The following is a 23,501-nucleotide window of genomic DNA, read 5'->3' as shown; positions in this document are numbered from 1 at the left end:
AAAAACGACAGAGGGGAAAGGGTAACGAAACAGACGAAGACAGAGGCTTAGACCATTCCGTAACAGCCCGCCGCTGTCTCGAATGATCTCTCTGGCCAGTCTCCGGGCTCATAAGTGGCGATTAACCTGAACTACAAACCTTCCCACGCTTAAAGCACAGTGGCATAAATGCAGTTCTTTACTTATCTACCGTTGCGGGGGCAGCGTCGGCTTAAGCGGAAAACTTTTCCACCGTACCGACTTCCTGATTAAGCTAAGCGGCTGATTACAGCTTAGGCACCTGAAAGATTCCTTTCCATTGTATGGAGTAACAACTTATTTTTCAAGAAAATTCCAGTTTTTAACAATTACACAGCATTATTTTTTCGGCTAATAAGTAAAAGCGTACAACTGCTTTAAAAACCAGATCGTCATTCCCGCGCAGGCCGGAACCCAGTTCACAGGCACTGCCCTCGATACCTGGATTCCCACTTACTCGAGAATGACGCTTGGCTATAGAGGTTAAGCCTTTGCATTATTTTAATCGTTAAGACTTCTTAATTGCCCAAGCCGTTAATAAATTTCACTGCATCCCGCTGGGTGAGTGCCACAATCCAGGTTTTTACCTGTCTATCTGGTGCTGGAATTCCGTCAGCTGTCAAGCAACTTATGCACATCAAAACCAGTACCAGTAAAACTGTAAAGAACTTGACAAAATAACTTATTGAATTTCTGATCAATTTTATAAGCTATTGATTTGTTATCACAAAAATTGTTGATCATTTTTTATACAATCTGACAAAAAACCAACAATACCGGTAGATAAGCACCACTAATGACATCTAATCCACAGAGTTATCCACAGCTTTTGTGATTAAACCGCTGTTATCCAGTGGGGATAAGGGCTTAGCAACAGTATTCAAGAAAAGCAGTTAGCTTAATACTCTAAACAGGTCAATGCTATGGCCGGGGATTTGTTAAACTATACCAACAACGGCGCTATTGGCGATTTGCACACCAGCCTATCTGATTTTGAACCGGCTACAGCATACAATTACCAAACGCCCTATTATCAAGCAGCCCACACCGCTTTTTGTCAGACAGACTCTGGCGCTGTTTGCGATTTTTTATTAGCAATGGTTTGAAATGAACGACGAAGAATATGAAATAGATGATGACGAATTAGGTGAACCTTATGCTATTCGTCCCAATAAAACCCGAATCAAGAAAGAAATTGCTTCAGTATTTGCGATGGCTGAAGAGATATGCCAATTATCAGCCGCCCAAATTGCCGAATTTGAATTACCGGACAGCATAGAACAGGCCTTGCGGGATGCCGGCAAAATGCCGTCTAATTCCGCCAGAAAGCGCTTGTTGAAATATATTACCGGACAGCTTAGAAACCTGGATACCGCAGCGGTAGAGGAAAAACTGGCACGCTTGAAAAACCGCAGCGCTCACGCGGTAAGGGAACATCATCAGGCTGAGCGTTGGCGTGATGTGTTATTGGCTGACAACGGCACGGAGCAACTCACTCAGTTCATCAGTGAATATCCATTGGCCGACAGTCAATATTTAAGGCAATTGCAACGTAACGCCCAAAAGGAAATCAAGGAAGCCAAACCACCCAAATCTTCCCGTTTGCTGTATCGATACCTGAAGGAATTAATCAGCGGCGAGGAGATTCAGGAAGAAGACGAATCTGTTTAATTACAGCAGTTTTGCTCCGTTGTTAGCCTAAGCGCTCTATCATGCCTTCCACCTGTTTGGCGAAGGCTTTTAGGTCGCCTTTCTTGACGGTTTCGCGTGGGATAACGATAGCCGCATCAATATCGACATAGATAAAAACATATTCTTTATGCCGTTCAACCCGCAGCATTTCCCGCCAAGCCGTTTTGTGTTTGCCGCCAGGTGATTTTTCCTGGAGAAACTCCGGCTCTATGGTCAACACATGAATACCGAACAGGGCTTTTTTCTCTGCTTCGGTGTAATGTTTGAAAAACTGCCGACGCATATCCATTTTCATGATGTACGGCGAACTTACTGCCCAAGCCACGGCCAACACTGTTATATAGGCTGTGGTCAGCATATCCACATAGTAAATATAATAAAACAAGCCGACAAAAAACATGATGCCAGGCACAAATAAGCGATTCTGACGGATTTTTTTCTGCAACTCCAGGTCACCGGCTACTCTTAGCTCATTAAAATGAACCAGATCTTGTTCCCGGAATTCGTATTCAATTTCTAACATTGTAGTTAACTCGATTTTTATTTTAGATTATTTTACTTGGCGTGACATGAGGACAGACCCGTGGAATAAGGCCTGTCCTCCGTCATGCTGCTTCGAGTGGCAAGCAGTCACTACCGACTCATTTAAGTACAGGACATATTATTTGTCCGGCTTATGATAGCGTTAAACTGGAAAAACAGTGTTTGATTTTTATTCATCCCTGCTTAATGCATTTTAATTTTGGCATGAGTACTGCGTCGAAACAGGTTTGATAAGCTCAACATGGCGGTACGGAAATAGCCATGAATGGCAACCTGATGCATTTTATATAGGGATAAATACACCATATAGGCAATGAAACCACCTACGCTGACGGTACCCATCAGACTGCCCATCAAACTACCCACCGTGCTGTATTTACCCAAGGAAACCAGTGAGCCGTAATCCTGGTAAACAAAAGTCACCGGCGGTTTATTTTTCAGGCGGTTGAGTATAGTTTTGGCTACCGTGGCGGCTTGCTGATGAGCGGCCTGGGCGCGGGGCGGTACATTACCTTTATGTCCGGTCCAAAGGCAGGCGGCACAGTCTCCGATAGCATAGACATTTTCATCACTGGTTTGCAGATACTGGTTAACGACTAACTGGTTGATATGGTTCGTTTCCAGACCATCCAAATTTTTCATCCAGTCCGGCGCTTTGATGCCGGCTGCCCACACTTTCAAGTCGGCATCAAATATTTCACCGTCATGGGTCAAGACAGTATTTTCGGTGACTTCGATCACTCTGCGCCCCAACTTCAAACTGATATCCAGTTTCACCAGTTGTTGCTGGGTCGCCAGCGATAAGCGCGGTGGTAAGGCCGGTAGTAATTGGGTGGCGGCTTCAATAATAGTGATTTTAACCTTGTCCGAATCTTCCAGACCATAGGTGGCAAGCAAGCGGGTAACCTGATGTAGTTCAGCGGAAAGCTCCACTCCAGTCGCACCGGCACCGACGATCACTATAGACAAGGGTTTATCTTTAAGACTATTGGCACCGGCATAGGATTTAATGTAATAGGTTTCCACCAATTGTTTTTGAAACCGGAATGCCTGAGCAGTGGTGTCGATGAACATACAGTGCTGATCTACCCCTTTGATACCGAAGGTATTGCTGACACTGCCGGTGGCCATGACCAAAACATCATATTTAAAGGTGCGCCGTGGAATTAATACCACACCTTGATCATTAACGGTAGGACTAACGTAAATCTCTTTTTCCTGACGATTCAAACCTTCCATTCGGCCCAGCCGAAACAAAAAGTGGTTGCGATGAGCCTGGGCAAGATACTCAATTTCTTCAGCTTCAGCTAATGTGCCGGAAGCGACTTCGTGTAATAACGGTTTCCAGATATGCGTGGAAGAAGCGTCCAATAGGGTAATTTCCGCCAAACCGGCTTTACCCAGTTTATGTCCCAAATAAGTCGCCAATTCCAAACCGGCAGCTCCGCCCCCAACAATCAATATCTTATATATATTCTCTGCCATTTTTCATCCCCACAGTAGCGGCCGCAAAACGGGCCAAACAGTCTATCCATGCGCCGTTAGCAATTTCCCTGTTTATCATTATAACCAATCACAACCAAGCTCACCGATTTTACCAAGCCCGTAAATCTTCATTTAATTTTGAGTTAATTTAAGTCTGGTTTTATATCACGACCAGTACCCACTGAGCTGAGGTGTAGTGTATAATTTAATAGATTTGGTCATGGCAGAGAAGATCATGCCAGGAACTTCAGGTTATTGATAATGTTAATTCACCAGACACTCAATCTTGAATAATCTTTGAACCTTGCTTGGTTAATAATAGCAATTAACTTGATAGCTGCCCAAAACGCAGTGTTTCCGACATTACTTATTGAGCCCATTTTTAATTTTTTTCGCTAAGGCCTTATTCTCGTGACCTCAGACATCAAAGCGGTAATTGTCACCAATGTACCTGCCCCGTATCGGGTTCCAGTATGGCGGCGTGTCGCTGAAACTGATGGCATTGATCTTGAGTTGGTGTTTTGCGCACAACCGCATATTGATACATCAACCGACCCTACGGATTACGGTTTTAAGCTTAATTTTCTGGCTGGCCGATATTATGCTATGCAACGCCGTTTTATGCATTTTGATTTGCATGTTTGGCAATTATTAAGCCGGTTACGGCCAGATGTAGTAATTACCACCGGCTATATTCCCACTTTTTTAATCGCTTTTTTGTGGACGCAACGCTTTGGGGTGCCTCATATAGCTATGACCGATGGCACTTTGCAATCAGAAAAAATTCTGACTTGGCTGCATCGCTTGGTACGCCGCGTGGTTTTGGCCCGCAGCAAGGCTTTTGTAGGCGCTTGCCAAGGATCACGGGCTTTATTCAGATATTTTGGTGTTGCCGATCAGCATATCCATTTAGCCTGTCTGGCAACAGATAATGCCAGATTCAGCACACTACCGGCAACCGATGGTGCCGATTTTATTTTCTGTGGTCGTTTTGTTGCCCATAAACAGCCATTGTTTGTGTTACATGTGGCCAAGGGTGTGGCTTTACGACTAGGCAGAAAGATCAGAGTGGATTTTGTCGGCAATGGTGAAATGGTCGCACAAATCCGTAAGCTAGGCGAGGAATTACAAGAACATGTCATCTGCCGTTTTCATGGCTATGTCAGCCAGGATGAATTACCGTACCGCTATGCCGATGCCAAGATTTTTATGTTCCCTACTGAATGGGATCCTTGGGGCGTGGTTGCCAATGAAGCCTGTGCAGCAGGCTTACCTGTTTTGGTATCCCCCTATGCGGGAGTCGCTTCGGAATTGGTGGTCGATAATTTTAATGGCTTTGTGCGAGAGTTGCAGGTTGAACTATGGGTGGATGCCGCAATTAAATTACTTGAGGATACTGATCTATACCAACGATTTTCGGCAAATAGCCGTCTGCAAGTCAGCCAATATAATTTTGACCAATCGGCAGACGGCTTAATTCAGGCCATTCAACAAGCTGCTACAGAAAGCAATCCTTAGCATCTGCAATATAAAAATGCTGTTTGAGAAAAACGTTTAGCAGCAATTCACTATATACTATATCCGGTCATACTCAAGCTTGGGCTATGGTGCATATCAAGCAGCAGGGATAGCTGAAAACTTGCAGGTTTAACGCTACTTTGTTTGCATGATCCATAAATTATCAATTCAATTAAGAATCAGCGATGCCGGAAATTATTATTGCTACGATTATGCGCCCATATGGAGAAACCGGCGTACAAACCCATATTAATTGTTTTCGTGAGTTTCTTGACAGTCAATCTATAAAAAACAGATTGATTACCTCATTTTCTTATTATAAATGGCTGGTTTATCCGATTTTTGCTGTCAGAAAAGTGCTGGATAAGCTATCCGGCCCCTTAAGTGTCTGGTGGTATCGATATTGGCATGCTTATTTTTTACGCCTGGCTTTGCAGCAGCAATTGCCACTGGTAAAACAGGGTATTATTTATGCCCAATGTCCGGTTTCGGCCGCTGCGGCTCTGACAGCCCGGTCATCCAGAAATCTGCCGGTTATTCTGATTGTGCACTTTAATATTTCCCAAGCAGACGAATGGGCCGGCAAAGGCTATTTGCAAACTGACGGCGGGTTATATAGATCTATCCGAAAATTTGAGGCCGAGGTATTACCAAAACTGGATGGTTTGGTGTTTGTCTCACAATTTATGCACACTGAATTAACTAAACGCATACCGGCTATTGCCAAGGTTCCTTACGCCATCATTCCCAATTTCTTACCCGATCCAGGTCTGACTGCCAACCAGCTTATCGACGCTGATTTGATCAGCATCGGCAGTTTGGAAAATCGAAAAAACCAGCAATACGCACTGGAAATATTAGCGGCATTGCATAAACAAGGTCTGATGTTGCGTTTAACCATCGTTGGCGAGGGTCCGGATCGAACCAAACTTGAACAATTGTGTGCGGTTTTGCAGATTCAGGATTATGTAGTTTTTCGCGGTTTTGTAAAAAATGCCGCCGCGCTGATTGATAACCATATAGCATGTATTCATACCGCGACGCTGGAAAATTTGCCGGTGAGCCTACTGGAAGCCCTGGCACGCGGTCGTCCGGTATTCGCACTTCCGGTAGGCGGTATTTCAGAAATTCTGGGTGAAGCCAATAGCGTAGGCCTGGCTTTGCCTACCGATGATGCTAATGCTGCCGCACTTGTGATTGCTAACGCCATTAAGGATAAAAATTGGCTGCACAGGACTGGGATAACGGCCCGGCAACGTTTTTTAGACAAATACCAAAGCTCGGTAACGGCTAAACATCTGCTGAATTTCTTAAGCAACCCCAGACACAGCATAAATTAATGGAGGAAAACATATGCGCATAATCTTCGACGCCTATGAACTGATTCAAGGGCAAGGCAAAAGCCTGGGCATTTATAACTACGCCAAAAATCTGCTTAAAGCGTTGGTCGAGGAGATTGATGATAAAACCGAATTATTGGTTATATGCAACAGTGCCAATCAACACGATTTTAGCTATCAGCATCCCCGAGTTCGCACCATATTGGTTTCCGCAACCCCGCCGAGAAAAATAGCCAGATTAATCTGGTTTTTTGGCAGAGCGGCCATTGAAACCCGAAAACTGCAGGCAGACGTGTATTTTTCGCCCAAAGGCTTTTGCCCGAAATTGCTTAAAACCCTGTCACCAGCCCTAAAAACAGTGGTGATTATTCACGACTTGATTCCACTATGGTATGCCGAACATTTCCCGGGATATTTTGGCCGACTGGAGGAATGGTTTATCAATAATTCCATCGTTTCCAGTACCAAGTATGCAGACCGAATTATTGCCATTTCCCAAGCAACTAGGGATGACATTGCTGCACGTACTGGCCGAACCCAAGGAGTGGCAATGATATATAACGGTATTTCGGTACCTGCACCAGGTCCCCGCCCTTACCCACATCCCTATATTTTTGCCATGAGCTCGACCTTGCCGCACAAGAATGCCGAAGGCATATTGGCGGCATATCAGGCTTATCGTCATCAGACAGATTCACCATTACCGCTGTTTATATGCGGCATCGAAACAACCGCGCAAGACGGAGTCACATCGATAAAAGCAGCTTATGCCAGCGAATTACATGCCTATTTTGCCTATGCTGAACTGTTTTTGTTTTTATCCTTCACTGAAGGCTTTGGTTTTCCGCCGCTTGAAGCATTGGCACATGGCACGCCGGTGTTATGCAGTGATATTCCGGTATTACGCGAAATTTCCAAAGGCACCGCTAATTATGTGGCTCTTGATGATAGCGCAGCAATAGGCCGCAAAATAGTTGAATTGCTGAACCAGGAAAACAGCGTGGAGTTACAAAACCAACGCCGGGCGGTATTAAATGAATTTACCTGGGCAGCTTGTGCAAAAGGTGTATTAAAATCCATACTTAACTGATAGCAACAGGACTTTTCTCTGCCCTGAATAGTACAATAATGGTCAGTTATTTACCGCTGGGGAATTAAGCCGATATCTTCCGGCAAGGCCTGAAAACCGATTTTTGCCAATGGTGCTTTACTGCAAAAACTGACTTTAGTTGAACTAATCTGGCTTACACAAGGATCGGCCAAAACACTGTTTTTCTCTACCCCCAGCTTTATCCAATCTTGCCAATTCACATCACCTAATGTATTTGGCCTATCCAGTATATTGTAGAGCACCTTAAAATTACCCAGAGTACTCCAGACGATATTGTTTGAAATATCGTTGGACTCTGCCGGCAGAATATATTGCACAACCGGGCCATCTTGTTTATTGGAGATGATGATATTGCTTTTGATGGTATTGCCTTCCGGCCAGATATCGTTATGCATAGGCAAGGCCAATGCCGGGTATCTGTTCCGCCAAAGTTTGCTCAAATAGGGTACATCGCGCAGGGTGTTGCGATTAAGCGACCACACGTATTCTGGCCAACGGGCATCCACGCAAATTGCACACTCTTTGCTGAAAAACACATTGTTCTGTATGATATTATCTCGTCCACCACCCAACTGTATGGCCAGTGAACCGGCATTATTGAAAATATTACCATAGACAGTAACCCCACTCATGCCGTCATCCAGATAAACCCCTACTGCACCTTTCTGGGCATATTCGACAGTATTCTCGGCAGTATTGATTCGTTGAAATGCGTAACCATAGATATCATGCAAACTATTGTAACGAATTACATTTCCACGGTCTGTCCAATTCCGTCCATCATAAACCGCGCCGCAATCAGCCGCTTGCTCACAAACATGACTGATTTCATTTTTTTCTAAGAGATGGTCGTTACCGCCGATTGTCACACCGCCGCCAGAACCATGATCAATTAAATTATGGGTGATGAAGCTACCGACACCTCTGGTTTCTACCGCAGGACAATAAGTTAGAATTAAATTGGCAAAATCGTGAATATAGTTGTTATGCACTATATTATTAGCGGCTTTCAGCGTTTTTCGCTCACCACCAGACATAGAAATACCACCCTCACCGATATCATGAATATGGTTGTTGATAATACTAATATTGTTGCTATCTATGGCTTCTATCGCAGAAGCATCCACATTATTAATTTCCAAGCCATCCATTTTAATATGATGGGCCTGTTTAATACTGATAGCAGCATCGGTGGTATAACGTAAAGTAAGATTACGAAAACTGATATAACCTGCCTGGGAAATACTTATCAAATTATTAAGTGCCGAGATTATAATCCTTTCTGGTTTTGCGCCAGCGGCAGTGATAAATAAAACCCTGTTATTGCTGTTATCATAAAACCATTCCTCTTCAGCATTTAATTCGGAACGAATGTTCTGCAGATAAAAGCGGCGCCCGCTCAATATGGGATAAGCTGTTTCAGATTGTAGAGTGATTTGATTATTTACACTATCGATTTCCGCTACCGGTAGATATTGATCCAGCCAATCGTTACTGGCGAAAATATGGATTTGCAGTAGCTGCGACTGCTGCGCTATGACGGGAAGCGCCTGAAAACTGGAGAATTTGGTTTTTTCGGTTAACGCCTGCTTAATATGAGCCCAGCCGGTATCTGGCCAGCGCGCCAAATGATACCGATGTTCATTAATATATAAATGAAACGGACTAAAATAGCTCTTTTTACGGGAATCAGCCGGGCGTTTGATATTATCAAAGTTTAAATCGGTGACTGGACAAGTCCACAATTGCCCGGTGTTTTCGCAATTAGATAGTGGTTTGCCACCGGTCAGTATCACCGGTCCGTTGTCGGCCTGCCAAATAATTTCCCGGCCCGGCACACCAGAGTCTCTTAAATCGAATACTAATGGCTGATCCAAACTATAAATACCGGTACCAATATGAATAATCACCGGCTCTTTAAACTGGGCACTGGTTTTTAGTGCTCTAACTGCTGATTGTGCTCTTGCCAGAGTTTGATAAGGACCATTAGTTTGATCATATTGTTTGGCAAATAAGCCGTTTGCCTGGTCATTACCCTCAGGTGAGACATAAAAATCTTGAGCATAGCCACTAGATAAGACACTTAAACATGCTATAATCAGAAAGAAATAATGTAATTTATTCAGTAATTTCATGCTGTTATTCGCTTTTTAGAAAAATCTAAATTTATATGTTTAAAACTGTCCATATTCTTGGTCTACAGTTCCCTATTCTAACTTATGATACAACACTTGATTTGTTCGCAACCTGGATAGATGAAAAAACCCCTCATCAGGTATGTATTGTCAATGTTCATACTATTACCACCGGTTTATGGGATAAGGAACTGAATGCCGTAAATCACCGTTCTTTATTGACCATGGATGGTATGCCGCTGGTTTGGTACGCCAATCTGGTACGCAATGCCAATATCAACAACCGGGTGTCCGGTCCAGATTTAATGCAAAAATGTCTAGCAGCCGGCTGCAGTAAGGGATGGAAGCATTTCTTTCTGGGCAGCCGCCCTGAAACGCTCCAGGATCTGGTCAATCTGACAACAGCTCAGTATCCAGATGTCAAAATCGTAGGCTGGCATTCCCCGCCTTATCGAAGCTTGTCTGCCGCGGAAGACCAGCAACTAGTGGACTTAATTAATGCGGCAAAGCCCGACTTTCTTTGGGTAGCCTTGGGCGCACCCAAACAGGAAAAGTGGATAGCCGCCCATTTGCCGAAATTACATGCCCCAATACAAATTGGGGTAGGTGCGGCTTTCAGCTATCATTCCGGTCATATAGCCCGGGCTCCGGCCTGGATGCAACACCGGGGCCTGGAGTGGCTGTACCGATTATTTCAGGAGCGGCGTCTGCTGGGACGTTATCTGCTTTCAAATCAGATTTTTTTACTTTTATTCCTTAGAGATTTGTTGCTGGCAAAAGTATTCCACCCGATTAAATCCTGGCTAGGTTCAAAATGCCCTATGCCACAAGTTAGCAAAGATCATAACAGCTCCAGCCAGGAAAAAACGGAAAAATCCAATTTATGACTATGAGTTGATTTGCTTAATCTTGCCACGTCTCTTTAAGCCAAGAAAACCTAACAAGCCCGCTTTTGTGGGTAGTTTAGAGAAAGTACAGCGGCTATTTGGGCAATTGGTAACCGTATTTTTCGATGATAGCCTGAGCTGGTGGGGATTTCAGGAATTCCAGCAAAGCCAGTGCCGCCGGATTTTCTGCTCCGGTTTTTAACAGAACGGCATCTTGACGAATTGGGGTATATAAATCAGTCGGCACAATCCAGCCGGAACCGCTGCCGATTTTGCCGTTTTCTATGACTTGCGACAGGGCAATAAAGCCCAATTCAGCATTGCCGGTACTGATGAATTCATGGGTTTGGGCAATGTTTTCACCTTGTACGAACAATGGTTGCAACTTTGCCAACAATCCTTTATTGCTTAATACTTCCAAGGCCGCAGCCCCATAAGGCGCCAGCTTGGGATCAGCAATGGCCAAATGTTTAAAATTGCCATTGCTGAGAATTTGACCTTCGCCATCCACATAATCATTGGCATTAGACCAGAGTACCAGCTTACCGATAGCATAGGTAAATTGACTGTCGGACACAGCCAACCCCGATTGCACCAATTTGCTGGGATTTTTTTCATCTGCCGCCAAAAATATTTCAAATGGCGCGCCATTCTCCAACTGTGCGACAAATTTACCGGAAGAACCGAAAGACAGGTTGACGCTATGACCACTGGCTTTTTGGAATTCTGCAACAATTTCGTTCATGGGCTTGGTGAAATTGGCGGCCACCGCGACCAAGGTGGTTTCTGCCCGAATCTGGCAAGTTGCCAAAATCAGGCAGACACTGACTATCATACGTTTTAAATCATGCTTAAACATTTTGACTTCCTATGGGTTAACAATGTGTTGATGACAACTTAATGTGCAGAAATATCTGCAGAGGCTGATCCGGTTGCCCCCAGATAATAGTAGCCGTCACCATGATTGACCACACGCTGATAAGGCAGTGCATCTAGTTCATTAATGTATACCAAGGCATGGGTTTTAATCAGGCAATAAACAATTTCACCTTCCTGTAAACCCATATTGCGGCAAGCACCCGGTGTGATTTCGACCAGCAGGGTTCCACCACAGTCAACTTGGACAATAACGCTTTCACCGCTGGGAATCAAGGCGCAAATCCGGCCTTTGATTTGATTTTGAATGGAGATACCTTCGATGTAACTACGTGACAGGGCAATATCCCTAGCCCGAATTGATACCTGAGTTTGACTGCCGACTTTAAATTGGGGGCGTAACGGTAAGGTTAAGGGCAAACCAAAGCTATCTGCCATACTGCAGCCGGCTATACGGTCATGATGCCGTATGTTCACCGGTAAAATATTGTCTATCTGGCATATTCCCAAGTAGCTGAAAATATCCTGCTGTTTGGCTACTTCACGCAACGAACCGCTACGCAAGACCTTACCTTGTTCAAGTACCACCAGTTGATCGGTTAAATCCAGTATCTCACCTAAGGACTGGCTGGCATACAATACCGGCAGACCAAACTCGTCTTGTAAGCGCTTCAGAATCGGCAGCAGTTGGGCACGAAAGCCGTTGCCTATGGCAGCAAAGGTTTCATCCAGCAATAATATTTTGGGTGCTTTTAACAAAGCCCGCGCCAAAGCCACCCGCTGCCGTTCACCAGCAGACAGCAACTGGATAGTATCATCAAGTATTGTCCCCAGTTCCAACAAGCCAATCAGATAATCCAGCTTAAACAGGCGGCGCTGTTTTAAGGTGCGGTGATAAGCCGAGTTTAAATTATCCCGCACTGTTTCACTGGAATCGGCGCAGTCTATTTGCAAAACTGCACCAACCGGGCGTTGTTCACGCGGCATGATGATGCCTTTGCGGCTATCGAACAATATCTTGCCGTTAAGACTGATATGTCCGCTTTGCGGCTGAATAGTTCCGGCTATCAGACCCAATACCGTACTTTTGCCGGCACCGGATTTCCCGAACAAACCCACACTGGTATCGTGTACCGAGAATTGTGTGGTCAGATCAAAATGACCCCGACGTAGCTTTACATTCATATCCAGCAGCATGTCCCAACCTTATATTCCCCATCTGCGTCAACCATACTGGTTAAGCACAGATTTGCTTGATTTAACTTGGCACGGCCAACAATACCGCACCGGCTTTAAACACGGCAGTTGCGATTTGACCTTTTTGTAAGCCCAACGCTTCTACACTATCATTGGTAACGGTAGCCGCTATTTTTTGACCACCTTTTAGTTCAATATCAATCTCGGCATTCACCGGGCCATGTTTAACTTCAGTGATAGTCCCGGCCAACTGGTTGCGGGCCGAGATTTTGTAACTGCCGAAATCACTGATAATGATGATTTGCGGGGCTTTGACCAGCGCGATAACACTCAAACCGGTTTTAATACCCAGCGTTTCGACCGATTCTTTAGTTACTGAAGCGACGATGGTTTCGCCACCGGCCAGACCGACATGAACTTCAGCATTGACAGTACCGATACGCAGATCAGTTACTGTACCGTTGAATTGATTGCGCGCACTTGTTTTCATGTTAAGTTCCTTATCTGGATTGTGGTAAAACCAATATCATACAGCGACACAGAAACTTTTTCTGGGTAAACTCGCTTGAATTTTTGGAACCAGCGCCTAACACCCGTTGAGATGACAAGCAGAACAGATAACACAGCAAAACACAGCTCGCTAAGCTCTAGTATATTTCGCTATATATAAAAGTAAATAACGATTTAAGAAATTGTCTGTTTTATTTTAATAAACAATGCTCTAAAATTAGATATAATTACTTAGGACAAGCTTTTTATTTATTCCTTTATAAACAATTATTTAGCTTGCAACGCTGCGCAGCACTGCGTTTAGCACAGCCCACAAGCACCTGTTTTTAAAGGAATACTTGAATGCTGTGTAGTTACAATTAGACTATAGCGTTCATTCACCCTGTCTCTGGAAAATCATGACCAAAAAAACCAAGCCACTACAAAACGCTGCATGGGTTCAGGGCGAAATAAGTCTGGCCGGAACGCTGGATAAGCGAATGATCAAGTTATTAAGAGCCATAGATGAACTGGGCTCTATCAATCAAGCAGCCAAACAAGTCGGCTTGAGCTATAAAGGCGCCTGGCAAATTATTGAACGCGCCAATAATTTTTCGCCTAAGGTCTTGATTTCCACCGCTACCGGCGGCAGCAAAGGTGGCGGCACCAGTTTAACCAGTGCAGGCCGGGCGTTATTGGCCCTGTTTACCAGTCTGGAGTATCGTCATCAGCAATTTTTACAACAATTGAATCAAGAATTGGAGGCCGATACCGATACATTGCTGCTGCTGAAACCCTTGAACATTAAAACCAGCGCCACCAATCAATTGTTTGGCACCATCGTCGCCATCCAGACCGGCAGTATTTATGTTGAGGTGTTAGCCGCTTTAAAAGGCGGGGAGAATATTGTGATTTCTCTGACTATTGCGGAACTGGAGTCCTTGCAAATTAGTATTGGTCGCGAAGTTTTGTTGCTGATTAACAGTACCGAAATTAATCTGTTAACCGATTTGGCAGATTATCGCTTATCGGCGCGTAATTGTTTGCCTGGCAGTGTCATCCGTATCCATGACGATGGTATTGAAAGTGAAGTGGTATTGCGTTTGCCTGGTGATGACAGCCTGACAGTGATGCTGACTCAGCCCAGCACTGCAGCATTGGGATTGGCACCAGGGGTACCGGCTTACGCGGTATTTAAAAGCAATGCAGTGATTTTAGCGGTAATAATATGAATCAAACCCCTTCCGAAGCAAAACCGAAACCGATTTGCCCATGCAGCGGTACTTCCGTAGCCCAAATCAAGGCGCTGATAGGCGAAGGTATAGTTAATCTGGACAGAATATCCAGAATTACCGGTGCCTGTTCGGGCTGCGGCGGTTGCGAAGCGGAAATACTGGCGCTATTGGCTGAATATAACCATAGTCAGATAGCTGAAGCAACTGCGCATCCCTAGCGGTGAAAGCTAAGGACGCGCTGCACTGCGGTTAGCACACCCTACAATCGCCTTTTTTTAAAGGCTTGGGCGCCGAATAGTTACCCCGAATCTAAATTAACGCAGTCATTTGAATTAATCGCTGGAATCGGTACCCGTTGGCCGGGTATTCGGCTCGGGACGGAAAGTTTCAGCGGCTGGTTGTGCTGCCGGCTGTTCGGATTTTTGGGTGCGTTCGGCAAACTCATAGGCGTAACTGGTACCTGCCTGCTGTCTGGTTTCGTTTTCGCCATGATTATTGACGTTTACCGGTCTATCCTGATGCTGATGATTACCCTCTACGCCGCTATTGGCATCCGGTTTTCTGTCTCCGGCATTACGCGGCCGGCGGCGATTACGGCCACGGCGCGAAGTACGTTCCTGCGTCCCAGCCGGATTATTAGCCGGTTTGGCAGCAGTTTCGACTGCCCCGCTATTTTCCGTCTGCGGCTTGGCTTCCTGAGGATTTGGGTTTTCCACCGCTGCATTGGGATTGTTCGGATTATTGGGGTTGGGGTTACGTTTATGGCGCTTGCCATTGCGACCGGCAACTCTGTCTTTACGATTATTGTTGCGACCCTGTTTGGGTTTTTCTTCGCTATTGGCTGCGGGTTTTTCGCTGATATCAGCTTCTATGGTTTTGCCTATCAGTTTTTGCCAGAACCGCTGAATCAGACTGGTTGAGGTTCTTTTGTTTTGTACTGGTACCGGGGCATCGGGCAGAAACTCTTTTACAGCGGCTTTTTCGAATTTGGGTCCGGCCTGTTTGGCGAATTCCGGGACGCTGATATCTTCTTCCTTGATATGCTGATGGCTGGCTTTATCTTCCAGACCCTCCAGAGATTTAATGCGCTCTATGTCGTAGGACGGGGTTTCCAGATGTTTGCTGGGCAATACTACGATGCTGACGCCTAAACGAGCCTCAAGCTCCTGGATGGCTGCGCGCTTTTCGTTGAGTAAAAAGGTCGCACAATCTATCGGTAAATGAGCAATGACGCGCTCGGTACCTTTTTTCATGGCATCTTCTTCAATCAGACGCAACACGGCCAGCGTGACTGATTCGACATTACGGATGGTGCCCTGACCTTTACAACGCGGACAGGTTAGCTGGGTGGAATCGCCCAATGACGGTCTTAGGCGCTGTCTGGACATTTCCATCAAGCCGAACCGGGAAATGCGGCCAATCTGGATCCGGGCCCGGTCGATTTTTAAGGCATCGCGCAACCGGTTTTCCACATCGCGCTGGTTCTTATTGGACATCATATCGATAAAATCGATGACAAATAAACCGCCAAGGTCGCGTAGACGCAATTGTCTGGCAATTTCATCCGCCGCTTCCAGATTGGTATTGAGTGCGGTTTCTTCGATATCGCTACCCTTGGTGGCACGGGCAGAGTTGATATCGATAGAGGTCAGTGCTTCGGTGTGGTCTATGACGATAGAGCCGCCCGATGGCAGGGTGACTTCGCGCTTATAGGCCATCTCGATCTGGGTTTCGATCTGGTAACGGCTGAACAAGGGCACACTATCCTGATAAAGTTTGGCTTTATGCAGATTGTGCGGCATCACTTGTTTCAGGAAGTTTTGCACCAGCTTGAATGAGGCTTCCTGGTCGATGAGGATTTCGTCGATATCACCGCGTAAATGATCGCGTAATGCCCGAATAATGACATTGCTTTCCTGAAAGATTAAAAACGGTGCGGTCTGTTCGGAACTGGAGCGGTCGATGGCTTCCCACAGTTGCATCAGGTAATTTAGATCCCATTGCAGTTCTTCGACATTTTTGTCGGAACCGGCTGTGCGGATGATTAAGCCCATAGTGTCCGGTATTTCCAGAGCCGCCATGGTTTCACGCAATTCGCTACGGTTTTCGCCTTCGATACGTCGGGAAATACCGCCGGCTTTGGGATTATTGGGCATTAACACCAGATAGGTGCCGGCCAGACTGATATAGGTGGTTAAGGCCGCACCTTTGTTGCCGCGTTCTTCTTTTTCGATCTGAACCACAATTTCCTGGCCTTCCCGGACACTGGCTTTACCGGCCGGCTTACCATCTTCAGTATCATGACTGCGGTATTGCGGAGCAATTTCCTTTAAAGGCAAGAAGCCGTGTTTTTCTGCGCCGTAATTGACGAAGGCCGCCTCAAGACTGGGCTCTACTCTGGTGATAATACCTTTATAAATATTTGATTTTTTTTGTTCTTTTGAAGGAACTTCGATGTCGAAATCGTAAAGTTTCTGACCATCTACCAAAGCAACACGCAGCTCTTCGGCCTGCGTGGCATTGATAAGCATTCTTTTCATTATTATTCCTTGTATTCTATGCATCCAATCTAGAGATGAAACAGGCTTGATTGTCGCAGATAAAGGCGGCGTGGTTTCCCAAATTTTTATTGTCAGCGGCCAGCGTGAAAAAAACAGCTATCATGCTCGTTTTCTGGAAGCGGTAAGGGGTTGTGCTTACCGGGACGGGCGCTTGAATTAGGGGAAATCTGTTATACCGAACTCTATTCAAAGGATGCAGGTCACTCATCATGGGCTGAGTGATAAAACCCGAAAAATTCTTAGGTTAGTAAGGGTATAAATACCCGAACATCTAGTGTCTAAATTTTTATAATCCGAAGTCAATCCGAGGATAGACCATCCTAATATAACAAGCTTTGCTCATGGCAGCAATTTTAAACCATGCTTGGCGATATATTGTTATCATTTGTCACATGAAGAACCCAGAAAACCAGATTAATTCACAAGTCCATTGGCTGGAGATAACCGAGGCAAACCACGAACAACGCCTGGATAATTTCCTGATTGGCTATCTTAAAGGTGTGCCCAAAACCCGAATATACCGGCTGGTCCGCAAAGGCGAGGTACGAGTCAATAAAGGCCGGGCCGATGTCAGCTACAAGCTGGAAATTGGCGATATTGTGCGTATTCCACCGGTAAGAGTGGCGGAAAAACCGGCTGACATTATTGTCCAGCCCAGTTTGAAATACAGCCTGGAAAACCACATCATTTACGAAGACGATGGCTTTATCGTGTTAAACAAACCTGCCGGCTTTGCTGTGCATGGCGGCAGCGGCATCAATTCCGGCGTGATTGAGGCCTTGCGCCAGATCAGACCTCAGCAGAAATTTCTGGAGCTGGTGCATAGGCTGGATAAGGAAACATCCGGCTGTCTGTTGATCGCCAAAAAGCGTTCGGTGCTGAAACTGCTGCACGAGTTGTTCAGAGGGGACGGCATACGCAAAACTTATCTGGCCCTGCTGGCCGGCCAGTTCAAGCATAAAAAACAGGTGGTGGATGTGCCTTTGTTGAAAAATATCCAGAACGGCGGCGAACGCATGGTCGTGGTTAGTCAAGCCGGAAAATCTGCCGAAACGCTGTTTACCCGCTTAAAACAGTTTCAGGATACCACTTTGGTTCATGCGGCCCCTAAAACCGGCAGAACCCATCAGATTAGGGTACATGCCGCCTGGTTGGGCCACCCTATCATAGCCGATGACCGCTATGGTGACGATGCCACCAATAAGGCCTTTAAAAAGCGCGGCCATAAACGCTTATTTTTACATGCCGAACAATTACAATTTGCCCATCCGGTCACTGGCGCAGCCTTAAGTTTTAACGCCCCATTACCAGAAGATTTGGAACTTTTACTCAGCCATGAAAAACCGCTTTGATTTAATTATTTTTGACTGGGACGGCACGCTGATGGACTCGGTGGACTGGATAGTGCATTGTATCCAACAGGCTGCCGAACAATATGACTGCCCGGTGCCGCCGACCCAAGCCGCCAAGGACATCATTGGTTTGAGTATTGAAAACGCCATAGCCGCCTTATTTCCGGATGTTGATGAGACCAAACGCCAATTGATCGTCAAACAATATAGCCGGACTTTTTCGTCCCGGTTAATCAGCCGCGCCGACCTGTTTCCGGGCGTGTATGAAATGCTGCAACAATTGCGCGAAAGCGGCTACCGTCTGGCTGTAGCGACCGGGAAAAAATCCACCGGTTTGCAACAGGTGATGCAGGCTTGCCAAGTAAGCGATTTGTTTTGCACCACGCGCAGCTCTGATCAGACCGCATCCAAACCCGATCCGCTAATGCTGAATGAAATTGTGACGGAACTGGGTATTGATAAGCAGCGTACCTTGATGATAGGTGATTCGATACACGATTTGCAGATGGCGCTCAATGCCGGCATAGCCGCAGTTGGCGTGACCTGCGGCGCACATTCTGCCGATATTTTAGAACAATACCAGCCTTTATTTTGTCTGGATTATCCTACCGATTTACTGGAATTATTTAACGAGGCTTAACCGAGTGACAAACCATCAGGATCAAGAACAACATGCCGAAACCCAGGCAAGCGGTTGGGAAAGACAGCTAATTGAAAATCTGGCCTTGGCCGCCCTGCAAGAACAAAAAAAGGCCCGACGCTGGGGTATCTTTTTTAAACTGCTGGCATTTGGCTATCTGAGCGCGATTCTGGCTTTCTCGATATATCCGGAATTTAGTGGGGATATGAGCAACGGGGATAAAAAACATGTCGCCATTGTCGATGTGCACGGTGTGATCGGCGAGGACAGCACGGCTAAAACAGTGATTGCCGGTCTGCAGGATGCCGTCAAAGATAAAAACACGCTGGGGGTGATTTTGAGCATCAACTCACCTGGCGGCAGTCCGGTGGAATCTGCCTATATTTACGAAGAAATCAAACGTCTGAAAAAACTCCACCCTGATCTGCCCTTCTATAGCGTGGTGGCTGATATTTGTGCATCAGGCGGTTATTACGTGGCGGCAGCCAGTGACAAAATCTATGTCAGTCAATCCAGCCTGATAGGCTCTATTGGTGTGATCATGAACGGCTTTGGCTTTACTAATGTGATGGATAAACTGGGCATTGAGCGCCGCCTGCTGACCGCCGGTACCCACAAAGCCTTACTGGATCCTTTTTCGCCGGTGAAAAAGGAGGAGGCCCTGCACATGCAAACCCAACTGGATGAAGTGCATCAGCAATTCATTACGGCGATTAGGGAAAGCCGTGGCGATCGAATCAAGGCAGCCGATGCCGGGCAATTATTTTCCGGACTGGTCTGGGCTGGTACCGATGGTGTGAAACTGGGTTTGGCCGATGATTTCGGCAGTATCGATTCGGTGGCCCGCGATGTATTGGGTACTGAACAAAAGGTCAATTTTACTCCGCAGGAACATTTGCTGGATCGTTTGGCCGGCAAACTGGGCGCAAGTTTTGGGCATAGTATCGGCAGCATGTTGAAACTGGATGGTTTGAATTAGCGAAGTGACTGCGCTATTGATACAAATCTTAAATGAATTGGTAATTATTCAGCATAATATTGTATGACCTTTTTAAACAATCAGTTAGCTTGAAATGATGTGCTGCCCTGCGTTTAGTGCATCCTACAGCTGGGTGTTTTTTAAGGCTACGTTTGGGTTAATAATTGATTTTGGCTCAAGCGGTAGAGGGCATTGTTGAATTGCGCTGACCCTGGTTTGATTAAGGCTACGCTGCGAATCCCTCGATTCCACTGCGTTGCATCGAGGCTACGGGGCGTGATGATGCAGGCTATGCTAGCCCGTTGCGCTGGGTGTTTTTGCGATAGCTAAACACCTAACACCCGCGAAGTTTTGATGGCTTGCCTGGCGGCGAAGCCACCCTACATGACTAAGAAATTTGTAACTATTCAGAGTAGCCTCGATTCAGCGTTGCGAAATTGAGGTTTTGACGTTTAAGTGATTTGAGTAAACGGCTTTGAAACATCCTATTGGATTTTTGGGGCAATCTGCTTCGATGTTCCTCGATTCCACTGCGTTGCATCGAGGCTACGAGACTACTTTTCAATAGGCTGAATAGTGACAAAAATTTCCTGGTAAAGTCTTAGCCAACATCCCCTGCGGCAACAATATCCACTTGCACCCAGCCCCCTGGCCCTGTATCGTTGCCGCCAACCTAACCTATGCCTACAGACTGCAAATGTCCGATTCTGCTGCCCCAAAACTGATACTCGTTGATGGCTCGTCGTTTTTGTTTCGCGCTTTTCATGCCGTGCCGCCGTTGACTAATGCCCGTGGCGAACCGACTAACGCCATTTACGGGGTATCCAATATGTTGCGTAAATTGATCAGTGATTACAATACGCCTTATTTTACGGTGGTGTTTGATGCGCCGGGCAAGACTTTTCGGCATGATTTATATGATGAATATAAATCTCACCGGCCACCAATGCCGGATGAGTTAAGAGTGCAGATTCAGCCGCTGCATGATTTGATCCGTACTCTGGGTTTGCCTTTAATTATTGAAAACGGTGTGGAAGCGGATGATGTGTTGGGCAGTCTGGCCCAGAATGCAGCCCGGCAGGGCTTGGAGGTGATTATTTCCACCGGCGACAAGGATATGGCGCAATTGGTGACGGAGCAGATCACTCTGGAAAACACGATGACCAATAGTGTGCTGGACATTCAAGGCGTGATAGACAAATTTGGGGTGAAACCGGAACAGATTATTGATTATCTGGCCTTGATGGGCGATGCGGTTGACAACATTCCCGGCGTGCCGAAAGTTGGGCCGAAAACCGCCGCTAAATGGTTGCAGGAATACGGTGATTTGGACAATCTGATGGCACATGCTGATCAGATTAAGGGCAAGATAGGCGAGAATTTGCGCAGCAGTCTGGCGCAATTACCCTTATCCCGTACTTTGACCACGATTAAATGTGATGTAGCTTTGCATTATTCCTTGGCGGATTTGAAACGCCGCGAGCCGGATATTGCCGGCTTGCGCGAGCAATTGGGTAATCTGGGCTTTAGCAGTTGGCTGAAAACCCTGAACGAAACCGGCAGCGCTCAGCCGCAAACCCCAGCACCGGCTCCGGCTGTGCCAGTTAAAGATTATCAATTGATTCTGGAACAGACTGAGTTTGATAGCTGGTTGAACAGACTTGAGCAGGCCGAGTTGTTTGCCTTTGATACTGAAACCACCAGCCTGAATTATAGCGAGGCCGAAATTGTTGGCGTGTCATTTGCGGTGACAGCCGGACAGGCGGCTTATGTGCCGCTGGCGCATGAATATACCGATGCTCCGGTTCAACTTGAGCGTCAGGCTATTTTAAACCGCTTAAAGCCGCTGCTGGAGGACGAAGCCAAGGCCAAACTTGGTCAGAACCTAAAATACGATGCCCATGTGCTGAGCAATCATGGCATTACTTTGCGCGGTGTTCGTCACGACACTATGCTGGAATCTTATGTGTTGAACAGCACGGCCAGTAAACATAATATGGATGATCTGGCCAAGCATTATTTGGGCGTGGACACCATACATTATGAGGATATTGCCGGCAAGGGCGCCAAGCAAATCGGTTTTCAGGAAGTAGCTGTCGAACAGGCCGCTGAATATGCCGCCGAAGACGCCGATATTACCCTGCGTTTGCATCTAACCCTGTCTGAACAACTGCAACAACACCCGCGCTTGTGGGCTTTATATAATGATATAGAAATTCCCTTGCTTGGCGTGATAACCCGTATTGAAGCCAACGGGGTGATGATAGACAGCGCCATGTTGGCCCAGCAAAGTCTGGAACTGGCTCAGCGCATGATCAGCGTGGAACAGCAGGCGCATGATTTGGCTGGATCGGTATTCAATCTGGGCTCGCCGAAGCAGATACAGGAAATTTTGTATGACCGTCTGAATTTGCCGGTTTTGAAGAAAACCCCCAAAGGCCAACCGTCTACCGATGAATCTGTACTGCAGGAGCTGGCGTTAGACTACCCTTTGCCTAAACTGATTCTGGATTTTCGCAGCCTGAGTAAGTTGAAATCGACTTATACGGATAAATTGCCGCAACAGGTCAATGCCAAAACCGGTCGGGTGCATACTTCTTATCATCAAGCGGTGGCGGCTACCGGACGTTTATCTTCCAGTGACCCCAATCTGCAAAACATTCCGATTCGTAGTGAAGAAGGCCGAAAAATTCGTCAGGCTTTTATTGCACCGCCCGGCTATGCCATGGTGGCGGCCGATTATTCGCAGATTGAGTTGCGTATCATGGCGCATTTGTCCGGTGATGCCGGCCTGCTGGCGGCTTTTTCGCAAGGGGTGGATGTGCATAGCGCCACTGCAGCGGAGGTATTCGGTGTGGCATTGGATCAGGTGACTCATGATTTACGCCGTTCCGCCAAAGCCATTAATTTTGGTCTGATTTACGGTATGTCGGCATTTGGCCTGGCTCAGCAGTTGGGCATGTCGCGCAATCAAGCTCAATCGTATATTGATTTGTATTTCAGTCGTTATCCAGGGGTGAAGCAATATATGGATAATATCCGCGAACTGGCCCGGCAGCAAGGTTATGTGGAAACGCTGTTTGGCCGCCGCCTGTATTTGCCTGATATCAATGCCCGCAATCCGGCCCAACGCCAATATGCCGAACGTACCGCCATTAACGCCCCTATGCAGGGCAGTGCCGCCGATATTATCAAACGCGCCATGCTGGCTTGCGATCAGTGGATATACCACAGTGGGGCGGATTTAAAAATGATTATGCAGGTGCATGACGAACTGGTGTTTGAAGTGGCGGACGCTCAATTAGAGGACTGCATTGCCAATATTCGCCGGATTATGAGTGCGGCGGCTGAGCTGGATGTACCGCTGGTGGTGGACGTGGGAAGCGGCCTGAACTGGGATGAGGCGCATTAATGCTTTGCTACCCAAGTTGTCAGGCAATGTG

19 protein-coding genes and 1 riboswitch are annotated in these 23,501 nt (G+C 46.4%); of the genes, 12 read left to right on the top strand and 7 right to left on the bottom strand.

Annotated features, from left to right (window positions below):
- Window positions 1–76: 76 nt before the first annotated feature.
- Window positions 77–299: riboswitch (cobalamin riboswitch) on the bottom strand.
- 826 nt (window positions 300–1,125) lie between these two features.
- Window positions 1,126–1,689 carry a ribosome biogenesis factor YjgA gene (yjgA, locus tag KEF85_RS01075; protein ID WP_215582740.1) on the top strand — a complete coding sequence of 188 codons (564 nt, stop codon included), beginning with the start codon at window positions 1,126–1,128 and terminating at the stop codon, window positions 1,687–1,689.
- A 22-nt stretch (window positions 1,690–1,711) separates the two neighbouring features.
- Here the strand turns inward: yjgA and KEF85_RS01070 are convergent, their stop codons facing one another.
- Window positions 1,712–2,233 (bottom strand): YcxB family protein, encoded by a 522-nt coding sequence (locus tag KEF85_RS01070; protein ID WP_215582739.1) that lies wholly within the window; start codon window positions 2,231–2,233, stop codon window positions 1,712–1,714.
- A 203-nt stretch (window positions 2,234–2,436) separates the two neighbouring features.
- Window positions 2,437–3,738, bottom strand: a complete 1,302-nt coding sequence (locus tag KEF85_RS01065) for an NAD(P)/FAD-dependent oxidoreductase (protein WP_215582738.1) — start codon at window positions 3,736–3,738, stop codon at window positions 2,437–2,439.
- Between the two features lie 411 nt (window positions 3,739–4,149).
- Between KEF85_RS01065 and KEF85_RS01060 the strand changes: the two genes are divergently transcribed.
- From KEF85_RS01060 to KEF85_RS01050, 3 genes are all read left to right on the top strand, one after another.
- Window positions 4,150–5,256, top strand: a complete 1,107-nt coding sequence (locus KEF85_RS01060) for a glycosyltransferase family 4 protein (RefSeq protein WP_215582736.1) — start codon at window positions 4,150–4,152, stop codon at window positions 5,254–5,256.
- A 185-nt stretch (window positions 5,257–5,441) separates the two neighbouring features.
- A complete protein-coding gene (locus tag KEF85_RS01055; protein WP_215582734.1) occupies window positions 5,442–6,596 on the top strand; it encodes a glycosyltransferase family 4 protein in 1,155 nt (384 codons plus the stop codon).
- Window positions 6,597–6,609: 13 nt separating this feature from the next.
- On the top strand, window positions 6,610–7,686 hold the full coding sequence (locus KEF85_RS01050) for a glycosyltransferase family 4 protein (RefSeq protein WP_215582732.1): 1,077 nt from the start codon (window positions 6,610–6,612) through the stop codon (window positions 7,684–7,686).
- A gap of 50 nt (window positions 7,687–7,736) precedes the next feature.
- Here KEF85_RS01050 and KEF85_RS01045 read toward each other — a convergent pair whose 3' ends face one another.
- The gene (locus KEF85_RS01045) at window positions 7,737–9,842 is read right to left on the bottom strand and encodes a right-handed parallel beta-helix repeat-containing protein (RefSeq protein WP_215582731.1); all 2,106 of its coding nucleotides are present in this window, start codon (window positions 9,840–9,842) and stop codon (window positions 7,737–7,739) included.
- Between the two features lie 35 nt (window positions 9,843–9,877).
- On the opposite strand from KEF85_RS01045, the gene KEF85_RS01040 reads away from it, so the two are divergent.
- Entirely contained in the window at window positions 9,878–10,729 is an 852-nt protein-coding gene (locus KEF85_RS01040) for a WecB/TagA/CpsF family glycosyltransferase (RefSeq protein ID WP_215582730.1), read from the top strand.
- Window positions 10,730–10,823: 94 nt separating this feature from the next.
- On the opposite strand, the gene modA is transcribed toward KEF85_RS01040, so the two are convergent.
- The 3 genes from modA to KEF85_RS01025 form a co-directional block, all read right to left on the bottom strand.
- Complete coding sequence (gene modA, locus KEF85_RS01035; protein WP_246535087.1) at window positions 10,824–11,564, bottom strand: molybdate ABC transporter substrate-binding protein; 741 nt, start codon at window positions 11,562–11,564, stop codon at window positions 10,824–10,826.
- A 62-nt stretch (window positions 11,565–11,626) separates the two neighbouring features.
- Window positions 11,627–12,790, bottom strand: a complete 1,164-nt coding sequence (locus KEF85_RS01030) for a molybdenum ABC transporter ATP-binding protein (protein ID WP_246535005.1) — start codon at window positions 12,788–12,790, stop codon at window positions 11,627–11,629.
- Between the two features lie 73 nt (window positions 12,791–12,863).
- Window positions 12,864–13,292 carry a TOBE domain-containing protein gene (locus KEF85_RS01025; RefSeq protein WP_215582725.1) on the bottom strand — a complete coding sequence of 143 codons (429 nt, stop codon included), beginning with the start codon at window positions 13,290–13,292 and terminating at the stop codon, window positions 12,864–12,866.
- A gap of 418 nt (window positions 13,293–13,710) precedes the next feature.
- Between KEF85_RS01025 and KEF85_RS01020 the strand changes: the two genes are divergently transcribed.
- Together KEF85_RS01020 and KEF85_RS01015 are read left to right on the top strand one after the other, a co-directional pair.
- Entirely contained in the window at window positions 13,711–14,523 is an 813-nt protein-coding gene (locus KEF85_RS01020; protein ID WP_215582724.1) for a TOBE domain-containing protein, read from the top strand.
- Window positions 14,520–14,744, top strand: coding sequence for a (2Fe-2S)-binding protein (locus KEF85_RS01015; protein WP_215582723.1), 225 nt, complete (start codon window positions 14,520–14,522; stop codon window positions 14,742–14,744). The genes KEF85_RS01020 and KEF85_RS01015 overlap by 4 nt, the downstream gene beginning before the upstream one ends.
- Window positions 14,745–14,858: 114 nt before the next feature.
- Here KEF85_RS01015 and KEF85_RS01010 read toward each other — a convergent pair whose 3' ends face one another.
- Window positions 14,859–17,066, bottom strand: a complete 2,208-nt coding sequence (locus tag KEF85_RS01010) for an Rne/Rng family ribonuclease (RefSeq protein WP_215582722.1) — start codon at window positions 17,064–17,066, stop codon at window positions 14,859–14,861.
- A gap of 46 nt (window positions 17,067–17,112) precedes the next feature.
- On the opposite strand from KEF85_RS01010, the gene KEF85_RS16860 reads away from it, so the two are divergent.
- The 5 genes from KEF85_RS16860 to polA all read left to right on the top strand — a co-directional run bounded on the left by KEF85_RS16860 (window position 17,113) and on the right by polA (window position 23,470).
- Window positions 17,113–17,247: a hypothetical protein gene (locus tag KEF85_RS16860; protein WP_281413665.1), complete on the top strand. Its 135-nt coding sequence runs from the start codon at window positions 17,113–17,115 to the stop codon at window positions 17,245–17,247.
- A 232-nt stretch (window positions 17,248–17,479) separates the two neighbouring features.
- On the top strand, window positions 17,480–18,439 hold the full coding sequence (gene rluC / locus KEF85_RS01005) for a 23S rRNA pseudouridine(955/2504/2580) synthase RluC (protein ID WP_215582721.1): 960 nt from the start codon (window positions 17,480–17,482) through the stop codon (window positions 18,437–18,439).
- Complete coding sequence (locus KEF85_RS01000; RefSeq protein ID WP_215582720.1) at window positions 18,423–19,079, top strand: HAD family hydrolase; 657 nt, start codon at window positions 18,423–18,425, stop codon at window positions 19,077–19,079. The genes rluC and KEF85_RS01000 overlap by 17 nt, the downstream gene beginning before the upstream one ends.
- 4 nt (window positions 19,080–19,083) lie before the next feature.
- Window positions 19,084–20,058 carry a signal peptide peptidase SppA gene (gene sppA / locus KEF85_RS00995; RefSeq protein WP_215582719.1) on the top strand — a complete coding sequence of 325 codons (975 nt, stop codon included), beginning with the start codon at window positions 19,084–19,086 and terminating at the stop codon, window positions 20,056–20,058.
- 697 nt (window positions 20,059–20,755) lie between these two features.
- On the top strand, window positions 20,756–23,470 hold the full coding sequence (gene polA / locus KEF85_RS00990) for a DNA polymerase I (protein ID WP_215582711.1): 2,715 nt from the start codon (window positions 20,756–20,758) through the stop codon (window positions 23,468–23,470).
- The last annotated feature ends 31 nt before the right edge of the window (window positions 23,471–23,501 follow it).

It is taken from the genome of Methylomonas paludis (genome assembly GCF_018734325.1).
Lineage (GTDB): Bacteria > Pseudomonadota > Gammaproteobacteria > Methylococcales > Methylomonadaceae > Methylomonas > Methylomonas paludis.
The sequence above is the reverse complement of the archived record's forward strand: the minus strand, read 5'-3'. Positions and strand labels throughout refer to the sequence as shown.